Raw genomic sequence first — 12,348 nt, 5'->3', positions numbered from 1 at the left:
CTATTCGTAGTAGTGCATGAAGATTTCTTCCAGCGTCGGCTCCTCGATGGTCACATCGGCAACCTGGATTCCGCTGATTTTTTGCAGCACCGCGTTGATGTCGCCCTTGAAGAAGAAATTCACCGACCTGTTTTCCACTTGCACATTGGTCACTCCCGGCAGATCAAAGGAGGCCCGAGTCAGCCCTTCAGCCGTCACATGCACCTTTTTGTAGTTATTCTTCTGCAGGGTGCGGATGTCGGAGATTTCGACGATGCTGCCCTCGCGGATGATGCCCACCCGGGTGCATAAGCGCTGCACTTCGCCCAAAATATGCGAAGAGAAGAAAACGGTCACGCCGCGGGCATTTTCTTCACGGATCAGGTTGAAGAACTTGCGTTGCATGAGCGGATCGAGGCCGCTGGTCGGCTCATCCAGGAAGAGCAGTTTAGGGCTGTGCAGCAAGCCCTGCACGATGCCGACCTTCTTCTTGTTGCCATAGGACAGGTCGCTAATGCGGCGGTTCATCTCCAGTTCCATGGTTTCGGACAGCTCGTGCATGCGTTGGGTGCAGTCGCCGTTATAAAAGCTGGCGGAATACTTGAGCAAGTCAACGACTTTCATCCCTTCGTAGTAATAGACTTCCGAAGGCAGGTAGCCGATATCGCGGCGGATTTCCGGGCCGTGAGTGACCACATCTTTGCCAAAAACTTTGGCGCTGCCACTGGTTGGATGGATCAGCGACAGCAACAGGCGGATGGTGGTGGATTTCCCGGCGCCGTTTGGCCCAATGAAGCCGAAGATTTCGCCTTCTTCCTCACTGAAAGAGACATCCACGATGCCCCGCGCTTTTCCGTAATACTTGGTCAGCTTAGAAACTTCGATAACACTCATAGAGTCGCTCCTTTGCACAAAATAGTGCGGAAGATATCGCCACCCAACGCCCACCGTCAGGTGTGGCGCAAATCGTGACCCCGTCGCTGTTTTCAGTCTACACCCAACCCCCTGGATTGTCAACCGACCCGAACCGCCGGACCCTTGCGCTGCAGCAGTTCCAAATGTAGCCGGGTTTTTGACCACAGAGATCACAAAGAACGCAGAGAAGTTGCCGATTTGCGTCTGATCTGCCGTTTCTTTGTGTTCTCTGTGCTCCCGGGTGGTTGAATGTGTGCTATATTATGGAATAGCTGCACTTTCGAGCCTTTCCTTGACGCGCCGGCGCCGGTCAGGTACAATACTGGCGAGAAATGGGAGGGTCATCCGATGATACTCGAACAAGTCGCCACTCGCCTGAATACGACGCCGGCCCAACTCGAACGCGATAGCTTGCAACTCTACCTGGAGCGCAAGCTACGACTCGTAGAGAGTGAGCTGTTCACGCTGGCCCACCGATACGGCGTGCGAACCGTCGCCGAACTGGATCAGGCTGTCCAGGCGGGCCGTTTCCACGAACCCGAAGCTTTCGACGACACCTTCCGGTTCGACTACCTGGAAGACCAACGCCACATCTTGCTGGAGATGATGGGGCAGCTATGATAACTTCCCCAACACCGCCTGGCGCAACGTGTCCACCTATCCCCGCCACTTCCATAACGGCTCGCAGAACGATGTCGAGCCTGCGCCTTTCAGCGCCGACCTCCTGACCGGTTTCCGCGAGTTCATGGACTTCGTGCGAACACGCCGGTCTCAGTCCTGAACGGGAACGGCCTTATAGGCCGCCAACTGCTCCCGCAGCCTTTGGATCCGGCGCTCCAGGCCGCCGGCCGCCTCCAGGGGTTCGCCGCGCGCCGCGGCCAGGGTCAGATTCAGCGAGCGGATCAGCTCCCGGCCCACCAACTGGACGAAATCGGCCAGGTCGCCGGCATCGGCTCGCTCCAACGCCAGCAGATAATCGCCGCGTGCCTCCAGCGGGATGACCACCGGCACAAAGCCGTGCTGCATGAGAATGAGATTGGTCAGCAGCCGGGCCATGCGGCCATTGCCGTCGTCGAAGGGATGGATGGCGACAAAACGGTAGTGGAATGTGGCGGCCAACACCAGGGGATGCAGCGCACCGGCTTGCGCCTCCCGGCGATACCAGGCCAGCAACTCGCCCATCAGCGCGGGCGTTTCCAGGGGCGTGGCATAGAAGTGCGTCTCGCCCGTGGTGGTGCGGACGTGGTTGGGGGCCGTCTTGTAACAGCCGATGGCGATGCGACGTCGCGTGGGCCAACCATCGGCGGTGATGGCGTCCACGTCGTATGGTTCCACGAGCAAGATGCGGTGTAGCTCACGGATCGCGGCCTCGGTCAGCGCCTCGCCGCCGCGCACCAACTCTTCCAGGTAGCGGATGGCGTCATGATGCCCCCGGATGTCCAGGTAATCCCGAAATGGCTTGCCCTGCGCGGTGATGCCGTAGAGCAGAAACGCGCGCGTCTCGCCCAGCGTCAGCGTGTTGCCCTCGATGGCGTTGGAATGGTAGTTCCACTCCAGGTTCAGCTTCTGCACCAGGCGCGCCTCTTGCTCCGGGTCGAGCGGACGCAAGGCGTCCACCTCGCCGCGTAAGGCTTCGACACGGGCCAGGAGTTCGTTCAGCGTCACTGTGAGTCTCCACAAGGATGGGTCAGGCCGTATCGCCTGCCGGTTGAGCGACATTTCGTCTGTCCACCGAGGCATTGGGTTTTGGCTGCTCCATCGCCGCGAAGTACTCGAGCAGATAGCGATGGGCACAACAAACCGTTCTCGTAAGCGGCTTCGATGGTTCGTGGCGACATGATAGTCATAGATTGGCCTCCATCATCAGCAGAGTCTATCCTGGCAACGCGTGTCTGACACGGGTTGTAGCACTGGGAAGGCAGGGCGTCAACTGATCGAATTGGCTACCGCCCCTCCACGATGGCGATTTCGTCGTCGGTCAACCCGTAGAGCGTGTAGACCATCCGGTCAATCAGGTAGTCGGACCTCACGCAAAAGCTCAGACTTCGCCGTACCGGTACTTCGTACACTCTTCGATGATCTTGATCTCAGCCGGCGCCAGATCGAACAGCGTGTAGACGCGCGCGTTGAGCTGCGTCTCCAGCCGCACGATTTCAGTTGTGCGCTGCGCGTGCTCAGCGCGACGGGCGGCCAGCCAGCCTTCCCAGTCGTCCCGCTGCCGCAGCGGGATCTCGCGCTTGAACGCTTTGCGCACCTCGACCATGAAGCCGGGGAAGTCCAGCTCCCACCAGGCGGTGAGCTTCTGGTTCAGGGCCGCGCCCGGCTGACCCAGGTCGGTCAGGATGCGGTGGTGAGTCTGGCGATGCAGGGTGTAGCGGGCGCGTGCCTGTTCGGTGATCGCGAGGGCCAGCGCGGCGATGGCGTCACGGTCGGCGGTGGGGGCGTCGGGGATGGGTAGGCAAGACATGAATTGGGCGAACAGCCGGTAGCGATTGGCTCCGATCCGCTCTCCAAATGGCTGTGACAGGTTGGTGATACCAAACCATGTTGTTCGACTCGCCAGTATACCGAGTAAGTATGGAGTCGCATCGGAGACAAAGTACGCGGTATTACTCGCATATGTGTCAGCATCATCCCATACAAATCGCGGTGATTTGGCGATATCGGGCCAGAAAATCTTTGGCGTAGCGAAAGCCCGATAATAGTCGATTGTGTCCTGAATTTCGTACCATTCATAGGCACCGGGCTTCCGGCCTGACCACGGTTGCGTCCTATCCCAATCGGTAGGTCGCGGTTCCAACTGCTTGCGGAAAGGCGTCAAGAACTCCTTGACGACGGGATAAGCCTCGATATTGATCCCCCTGCGCGTGAAGATTAGCCACCGTTCTTCATCTTCCCAAAACCATGGTCGCAGATCTTCGCCGCGAAGAATCGGCTTCATAATCTCAGCGGAGTGAGGATCAGCCTGCACCAGCCGAGTACGCGTTGCCCGATCAATGATGAATACTTCATTCGAGCCCGTTTTAACTCCGTAGTAGATCCCCCCCTTCACTACCTCGCCCAACGGCCGGCCGGCGGCCATCAGCTTGGTGAACACACGTCGCCCCGCGTCGTCGCCCAGTTGCCAGCCGGCGTCCGGCTGATCGTGGATCGCGACCGGCATCAGCTTGGCCGCCACCTGCTCGGCAAACTGCTTCACCCCTTCGCCGCGCGTGAAGATGGCGACCTGCGCGTGATGATCGGGGGCGGGCGGGGTTTTCTGCACGACCGGAATCGCCGGGTAGACATCCGCCGCGTCTGTGAAGACGTGGTTGTCGCCGATGTCCACCAGCGTCTCGATCATCATGTGGGTGCGCAAGTAGGCCCGCAGCCCTTTGGCATAGGCGGCGCGGAACCAGCTATTGCTGCTGATGTAGGCCAATCGGCCGCCCGCCCGTAGTTGGCGCAAGCCCTGGGCGAAGAAATAGACGAACAGGTCGGCCGTGCCGTGGTAGACCTCGGCAAAATTGGCGGCAAAGTGGGGTTTGAGCGGCGCCAACTGCTCCTGCCGCACATACGGCGGGTTCCCGATCACCGCGTCGAACCCCGGATTCTCCGCCCAATCGCGCCGCGCCAGGTCTACGAAGACCTCCGGAAACTCCAGGTCCCAGTGGAAGAAGCGTTTCTCGGCCCACAGCGCCCGTGACCGCTCGACCGCGACCCGGACCTTCTCGGCCAGGGCACGCTCCCCGCGCAGCGCGGGCAGCACGTCCGCGCCATGCACGGTCATGAACTCGAAGGCCGCGCCGTGGTCTTTCGTCTTGCGTCCTTCGTCGAACCACTGGCTCACCCACAGGTCGAGCGCCTGCTTGTAGGGGGTCAGCGCGGCCTGCATGGCGGCGAACTCGTCCGCGCTCTGGCGCACGTCGGCCAGGGTGGTGTCGGCCCGGCCCGCGATCTCCAGCATGGTGGTGGTGAGGGCCAGCAGCCCGGCGAACGGCCCGCCCCACAGCGCCATCTGGCCGCTGTCGGTCGCGGCGATGGCCGCCTCGACGGTGCGCACGTCGCTGCCGATCAGCGAGTTGCCCCAACGCAGGTGATGATCCAGGAAGCTGAGGGGCGCGCCCACGGTGAAGGAGTGCAGCCACAGGCTCAGCTTGGCCAGCTCCACGGCCATCGGGTTCAGATCCACGCCGTAGATGCAGCGCTTCAGCACCAGGCGGGTCAGCAGGCTGGTGTCATCCAGCCGCGCCGCGTCCAGCCCGATCCCCTGCCGCGCCATCTCTCCCACGATCTCCCCGCGCACCCGTTCCACCGTCTGGCGGATCGGGTTCCACTCCCACGGCACGCCGGCATGGCTGTCGTGATACGCCTGCATGCGCAGGATGATGCCATCGGTCAGGAAGTCCACCGCGTTGACCAGGAAATGACCCGACCCCATGGCCGGATCGCAGACCTTGATCCCCAGGAACGCCTCGGCCGCGTCGCGCTCGGCCCCCGCGAGCTGACCGCGCAGATGGCGGTTGACGCCGGCGTCCAGTGTCTTGGCCAGCCGGCCGCGCAGCTCGGCGATGCGATCCATAGCCGCGGCGAACGCGGTCTGCCGGCCATCCAGCACCGGCCCCAACGTCTGCCGGACGATGTAGTCCACGATGTAGTCGGGGGTGTAGTAGGAGCCGGTCGCCTTGCGCTCGCCGCGATCGTTGACGAGGAGGACCTCGCCCCCCAACCCCCTCTCCTCTCCCGTAATCGGGAGAGGAGAGGGGGCCGGGGGTGAGGTGAGGGCCAGCTTGTTCTCCAGCAGCCCCTCGTAGATGCTGCCCAGGTTGCGCACGCTGATGTAGGCGTAGTCCACCGGCTGGCCGGCGTCGCGCACCAGGATGTCTACCGCGCGGGCCACGGCCCGGTCGCTGAGTTTGTGCCCGGCCAGGAAGCGGTTGTCGGGCGTGGCCGGGTTGAAGAGGCCGCCGTCGTAACGCGGCACGCCCAGGTCAGGATCTCCCTGGTCAATGCGGCGGAAGAGGGCCAGCAGGCTGTCATACTGGCGGGTCGCGTGGGTCGCGTCGCTGATCGCCAGGCCGCGATCTGCGCGCTCGGCCACCTGGCGCGCCATGCGCGTCAGGCTCTCCTCCCAATAGGCCGGGTTGGTGATGGGCAGCAGGTTGCGCGCCTCCGCGTAGAGCACGAAAAGCAGCTTGTAGAGCAGGCTCAGGCTGGCGCGATAGACCTGTCCCAGGCTCTCGGCCGTCTCCTCGCGCATGCCAAGCTGCTGGCGGCGGTAGGCCACGAAGCCGCCCGCGATCTCCGGCATCACCTCGTCGAAGACCAGCTCCTTCAGCTTGTCGCTGATCTCGCGGGCGTAGGTCGCAGAGCCTTCATGGATGCGGCGGACAAAGCTACGGCCCTGCGCATCAGGCGTAAACGCGGCGCGGCGGAAAAAGAGCCAAAAGCGGCGGAAGGTGTCAACCTCACCCCCCGGCCCCCTCTCCTGCGAGGAGAGGGGGAGGCAGGCAGATCGCCGCCAGGTCAACCTCGTAATACTCGCTGGCAGTGCTGCTGACCTCGCGGCTGTAGAGGCGCCAGATGCGGCCGTTGGTGAGGATGCCCCACGGGCAGCGGGTTCCCACCAGGTAGCCGACCATCTGGTGGCTGGGGTTGTTGTCGCTCTTCCAAGTGTCGCGACCGCTGGCGTCCTTCCGGCTGAGGGGCCGGCCCCAGTATTTCGCCTCGGCGATGGCCAGGCTGCGGCCGTAGAAGGGGTCATCGTCCCCCTGGTGGGGATACGCGGCGTTCTTGGTCGCTTCGTCGGCAAACAGGGCATAGTCGGGCCGGTTGACGCGGCCGCCCCGGCTGTTCTTGACCTGGGGGATGTAGCTCCAGCCCAACAGGGCCAGCGTCGGCTTGATGAATTCGTCCTCGGTCTGTGCCTCGTTCCAGGCCGCGCCGTAACGCTGCGCCTTCTCCCACAACGCGGCCAACGCCGCGAACGCCTGGGTCGGATCTTCCGCCCATTCGGGGTGCGCGGGCAGACGCGACTCCAGGTAGTGCAGCGAAAAGAGCGACTTGCCCGACGGCAGCAACGGTGGGTTCATGGAATCTGTCATGGGATTAGCTATGTCCTCAGCAGCCGAACACCAGCGCGTACATCAGCGTCCAGATGCAACCGGCGACGCAGCATGAAGCGGCAACGAAGGTCTTTTCCAGCCGCATTCGTGGGACGAACGTGTCGGCCCTGGCTTGCACCGGGCTGCCCAACCAGCCGCATAAGGTGTAGCGAAACAGGCCTTTGGCTGCCCAGGGGCACCCGCCCCCCTCCCCGCCCCCCGCCGCTCCTCTTCCCTGCTCCTTTGCCACAAACCAGCCGCCCCAAACACCTTTCTGTTTTGGCCCGACCCTTTCAATCCGGGGCCCCCTGGCCTGGTCCAAGGGGCCAAACATCACGCCACTCCCAATTTCAGTCCAGTTGCCACTTCGCTGTATGCATAGATTTCGCTGCGGCTATCTTCCTGCACTTTGTACTCAATAGAGGCCGCAATGCTGTGCCATCCTCCCTGCCAATCCCTTAGCCCTAGCAACAAGTATGCTCCCAGTTCTTTGCCAACCGTCCTGATGCTTCAAATCCCAAATCTCAAGTGTTAGCTTAGAGTTCAAGGTCAATGAATCCAAGTCATTCGGCTTATCCTGTTTAAAACATGCCTGGCTTGTTCTATCTTCTAAACGACTGAGCCAGTCTAAATTATACCCTTTTCGCAGACGTTCACACTCAGCTTGTGTTGCTGTTTTTGCGCGCTCTTCCTGCAATTTCTGCTCATGTTGCCTTCTGACCTGTTCTTCATTAACCGTCCTGAGTTGTCGAATGTATTTTACGAAATCTTCATCCATCGGTATTCCTCTGCACATCTGACGCTATTTGCGCGAGCCCAACGGCTAGTGTCAGTTGCGCCGTACGCATCTTCGCTCAAACCGCGCTAGCTGGTTCGGCGTCAACTGCAAACGGTGTTGGGCAGGTAAAGCCTTGCATTGCAGCAGACGAGCAAACCTTCAACGCTCAAGTCTTCATCTATTTCCGGCCAATGAACATGCGGCACGTATCTTCCAGTGTGTGGTGGAGGGGACCATATGGCGAAAATTGTCCGACCGTCTGTAAATCTAGAGTGAACCTGGTACGTACATTCTTAATTCGTTCGCCCGTTGCGTCCATCCCTTCGGTGATGCCGATTTTTCGATCCGGCGTAGTTCACTGGCATTGAACCCTAAATTTCGTGCCAAAACAACTGGTTTGCGGCGGGGAGGGCGGGCCCCTGCCGCCAGCCTGCTACTGATTTGTCAAAGAAAACCGCCCCCCGCCCCGGCGGACACCTGGTTTCGAATCACACCCAAGCCTGATTGGCAGCAGACTCACTCTGTGCTAAAATACGAATGCCTTTTACCAAATTTCACCCATTCATCCCCCAGCGATCGGTACCATGCGCAAAATTAGCTATATTCTACTTGCCCTTCTCATTGCCTTGCTCGGCGCTTCGCTGCTGCGCAGCTCGCAGACGGATCCGCGGCGTGATGCCCTGCTCCTGTTCCTGCTGGCGGGCCTCATCTTTGCCCTGGTTGCGCGCCCGCCCGCGCCCTGGCCTGACCTGGTGGCGCGCCGGCACTGGCCGCGCTGGTCGTTCGGTCTGACCATCCTCAGCGTGCTGCTGGCTGGGGTTGCCATTGTCCTCTTCTGGCAGGCGCCGCCCGGTGATCTGCAGTTCACTGGTTTGCCGTTGATCCTGTGGCTCGTCAGCATTCCTCTTTTCATCGCCGGCACCTGGGCCAACGGCAGTGAGGTGCAGGAACAACGGTCACGGCCTGAGTCCGCGCCCGCGCCAGACAGCGCCGACGTGCCGGATGCGGAGGCTACGCTGGATGCCGCGACCCTGGCGCTCCCCGCCCATGAGCTGTTGTCGCCCATCACCGCGCCGGACGTCGCGACCGCTATGATCCCGGACGCTGAGCCGGCGCCGCTGGCGCCCGCGCCTGCGGCCAGGCGATCGCTGCGCACCGCGCTGCGCACCTGGTTTTCCTCCCCGGAGATCATCGCTCTCATCATCCTGCTCCTCGTGGCCCTGTTCCTGCGCGTCTACCAGATCAACACCTTCCCCAATGGCTGTCAATCCGATGAATGCAACAACGGTATGGACGCGCTCAAGTGGCTGAACGGCCGGCTCTACACGCCCTACGCCGAAACCAACGAGGGCCAGGCCACGCTGTTCACCTACCTGATCGCCTTCATGTTCAAACTGGCCGGCGTCGGCATCACGCAGATGCGCCTGGTGTCCGCTATCGTCGCGACCCTCAGCCTGCTCGCCTTCTATTTCCTCGCGCGTGAGCTGTTCGACTGGCACATTGCCCTGCCAACCACGGCCCTCTTTGCCGTCAGCCGCTGGCATCTGACCTTCAGCCGCATCGTCTATGAACTGATCATGGTGCCGCTGGTGGAGAGCCTGCTCTTCCTCTTCTTGATCCGCGCCGTGCGCTATGGCCGGCGGCGTGACTGGGCCTGGACCGGGCTGATGCTGGCGCTGGGCATGAACACCTACACGGCTTTTCGTATCGTACCGTTCGTAGTGGGCATTTTCTTGCTCTACTGGCTGATCACGCACTGGCAGCGCTGGCGGGAGACCATCGAAGGCAGCCTGGTCATGGCGGCCGGCGGCATCGTGGGCGTGGCGCCGCTGGGCGTCTACATTATCCAACACTGGGCCGTCTTCATCGGCCGCACGCGCCACATCTCAGTTTTCAATGACATCGAGAACGCGGGCGGTTCGCTCAAGCCGTTGTGGGACAACCTGGACAAGGTCCTTTGGTCATTTCACTGGCGCGGCGACCTGGCCGCGCTCAACAACCTGCCCGGCGCGCCCCTGCTCGATGTCGTGGTCGGCGCGTTGGTCATCCTGGGCCTGGCCTACATGCTGCGCCATCTGTGGCGGCCGCTGCCCTTCCTCAGCTTCACCTGGATCATTATCGTGGGCAGCGTCGCGGTGCTCTCCGTGGCCCATGAAGCGCCCACCGCGCGCCGCCCCATCGGCCTGCTGCCCGTCATCTTCCTGTTGGTGGGCCTGGTCCTGGATCGTGCCTGGGATGTCTACCTGACCGCGTGGCGGCTGCCCAAGGCCGAACCGGCGCGCCGCGCGCGGCAACAGCGGGCGACCCAGCCTTTCCTGCTCGCCCTGCTGGCGTTGGTGCTGTACGTAGGCGCGGTCAACGCCGACACCTTCTTCAACAAGCAGGCCAAGGACCCGTCGGTCTGGCGCGCGTTCAGCGCGTCGGAGGCCGCCATCGGCGCCTATCTGCGTGACCTGCCGGCGAACGCCCAGGTCTACCTGTCGCCGGCGTTCGAGCGCCATTCGGCCGTGGAACTGATCAGCCGTCGCCGGCCCTACACCCTGCTCAACCTGGCCGAACATCTGCCGCTGCGCAGCGTCCAGGCCGAGGGCGATGTCGTTTATGTGATGGAAACCCTCGATCGGCGCCTGGTGCCGCTGTTGCAGCAGATCTACCCGGACGGCGCGGCCGATTATCATCAGGACCCCTTCGGCGCTTCGCTCTTCGTCAGTTACCGCGTCCCGACAGCCGCAGTGGCGCAGGGGCGCGGGCTGATTGCGCGCTTCTATCCCGCCGCCGCCGCCGGTGGCCCGCCCACCATCGAGCGCCGCGACACAGCGATTGATTTCGACTGGAAAACCACCGCGCCGCCGCTGCAAGCGCCCTTCTCCGTGCGCTGGCAAGGCGCGCTCTTCACCAGCGGCGGTTACGGCCAATACACCTTCGAGCTGACCAGCGACGGCGCGGCCGAGCTGTGGATCAACGACAAGCCCATACTGCAGATCACAGAGGCCGACAGCCAGCACACGCAGACCAAAACCATCACCCTGCCCGGCGGTTTTCAGGGCATCGCGCTGACCTACAACAGCGGCCAGCAGCCGGGCCGCATTCGGTTTTCCTGGAGCGGACCCGGCATCCCGGCCGGTGTGGTATCAGCCGACGCGCTCTATGCCCTGGAGATCGCCAACAGCGGCCTGATCGGTTACTATTACCCGACCGGCGACGCCAGCGGCCAGCCGGTGCGCATCCAGCACGACATCTTTGTCTTGCCCAACCCGGTGCTCTCAGAGCCGTACAGCATCGTCTGGCGGGGCAAAATTGCCGCACCGCAGAGCGGTCAGTACCTCTTTGGCGCACGGGCCGATGACGGCGCCCAGGTCTTCATCAACAAGACGCTGGTCGCGGACAACGGCGGCTCGCACGGCTCTGAGTATCGTGAGGGCAGCATCTTCCTGGATCAAGGCTTCCACGACATCGAGGTCAGGTATTGGCAGATCGGCGGCTCGCGCGACATGCAGTTGTGGTGGCAGCCGCCCGGCGGGGGCAAGGAGATCATCCCGCCCACCTACCTCTTCCCCATCGAGGACATGGTGCCGACGAACATCGTGCTGCCTGCCCCCCCAACCCCGGCGCCGCCAACGCCGCCAACGCCTGACGTGTCCGGCGGACAGCCGGCCGGCGCGGAGCCGCCGACCAGCGGCGGGCAGCCTCCGGTGGCCGCGGCCGGCCAGCTCGGCAGCCTGCCCGACCTGGCGCTGCCGGTGGTGTGGCAGAGTGGGGCTTGCGGCAGCGGCAATGGTCAGTTCAATCAGCCGCGCGGGGTCACGGTGGATGCCGAAGGCAATATCTACGTGGCCGACACGGGCAATCACCGCATCGTCAAGTTAGACAAGGCGGGCAAGTTCGTCAAGGCCTGGGGTCGTGAAGGCGAGGGCGACGGGCAGTTCATCGAGCCGTTCGACCTGGGGATAGCGCCCGACGGCACCCTGGTGGTGTTGGACTCGGTGCAGCAGCGCTTGCAGCGCTTCACCGCCGACGGTCAGTTCGTGGCCGCGTTTGGGGTGGAGAACACCTTCTACCGCCCGCGTGGCTTGTGGGTAGATGGACAGGGCGATCTGTGGGTGGCCGACACCGGCGGCATTCGCATCCTGCATCTCGATGCGGCCGGTCAGCGCCTGGCGCAGATCGGCGGCAAGGACGAACCCCCGGTGGGCCAGGGGCAGCCAACTGACGTGGCGGTCGGCCCTGGCGGCGACATCTGGGTGGTGGAGGCAACCAACGGCATCCTCTGGCACCTGGCCGCAGACGCCGCCATCGTCAAGTCGCTGGCGTTGACCCCGGCCGGCACGTTGGACGGGCCGCACCTGGCGACGGGCGGCGATGGCCGTCTGTACGCCACCGATCCTGAGGGCTTTCGGGTCGTCATCCTGGCGCCGGATGGCGCGCCGGTCGGTCAATTTGGCATGGAGGGCAACGAACCCGGCCAGTTCCGCAAACTGCTGGGCATTGCCGTCAGTTCCTCGAATCAGGTTCTTGTTGTAGACACCCCGGCTTGCAAAGTGACCGCGTTTGCGGTACAACCGTAGCGCAGGGCGATTGGCGCCTTGCCCGGTG

General features: G+C 62.9%; 7 protein-coding genes. 2 read left to right on the top strand and 5 right to left on the bottom strand.

Annotated features, from left to right (window positions below):
• The gene (locus IPM84_12690) at nt 1-873 is read right to left on the bottom strand and encodes an ABC transporter ATP-binding protein (GenBank protein MBK9093601.1); all 873 of its coding nucleotides are present in this window, start codon (nt 871-873) and stop codon (nt 1-3) included.
• A 369-nt stretch (nt 874-1,242) separates the two neighbouring features.
• On the opposite strand from IPM84_12690, the gene IPM84_12685 reads away from it, so the two are divergent.
• On the top strand, nt 1,243-1,515 hold the full coding sequence (locus IPM84_12685) for a hypothetical protein (GenBank protein ID MBK9093600.1): 273 nt from the start codon (nt 1,243-1,245) through the stop codon (nt 1,513-1,515).
• A gap of 150 nt (nt 1,516-1,665) precedes the next feature.
• On the opposite strand, the gene IPM84_12680 is transcribed toward IPM84_12685, so the two are convergent.
• The 4 genes from IPM84_12680 to IPM84_12665 all read right to left on the bottom strand — a co-directional run bounded on the left by IPM84_12680 (nt 1,666) and on the right by IPM84_12665 (nt 7,755).
• A complete protein-coding gene (locus IPM84_12680; GenBank protein ID MBK9093599.1) occupies nt 1,666-2,559 on the bottom strand; it encodes a Fic family protein in 894 nt (297 codons plus the stop codon).
• A 373-nt stretch (nt 2,560-2,932) separates the two neighbouring features.
• A complete protein-coding gene (locus IPM84_12675) occupies nt 2,933-6,403 on the bottom strand; it encodes an Eco57I restriction-modification methylase domain-containing protein (protein ID MBK9093598.1) in 3,471 nt (1,156 codons plus the stop codon).
• Nucleotides 6,342-6,965, bottom strand: a complete 624-nt coding sequence (locus tag IPM84_12670; GenBank protein ID MBK9093597.1) for a hypothetical protein — start codon at nt 6,963-6,965, stop codon at nt 6,342-6,344. Before IPM84_12670 ends, IPM84_12675 begins: the two co-directional genes overlap by 62 nt.
• Before the next feature lie 427 nt (nt 6,966-7,392).
• Nucleotides 7,393-7,755 (bottom strand): hypothetical protein, encoded by a 363-nt coding sequence (locus tag IPM84_12665; GenBank protein MBK9093596.1) that lies wholly within the window; start codon nt 7,753-7,755, stop codon nt 7,393-7,395.
• 584 nt (nt 7,756-8,339) lie between these two features.
• Between IPM84_12665 and IPM84_12660 the strand changes: the two genes are divergently transcribed.
• The gene (locus IPM84_12660) at nt 8,340-12,320 is read left to right on the top strand and encodes a glycosyltransferase family 39 protein (GenBank protein ID MBK9093595.1); all 3,981 of its coding nucleotides are present in this window, start codon (nt 8,340-8,342) and stop codon (nt 12,318-12,320) included.
• Nucleotides 12,321-12,348: the final 28 nt, after the last annotated feature.

It is taken from the genome of Candidatus Amarolinea dominans (assembly GCA_016719785.1).
Taxonomy (GTDB): domain Bacteria; phylum Chloroflexota; class Anaerolineae; order SSC4; family Amarolineaceae; genus Amarolinea; species Amarolinea dominans.
Note: the sequence above shows the minus strand (reverse complement) of the source record. Positions and strands in the feature narration are given on the sequence as shown.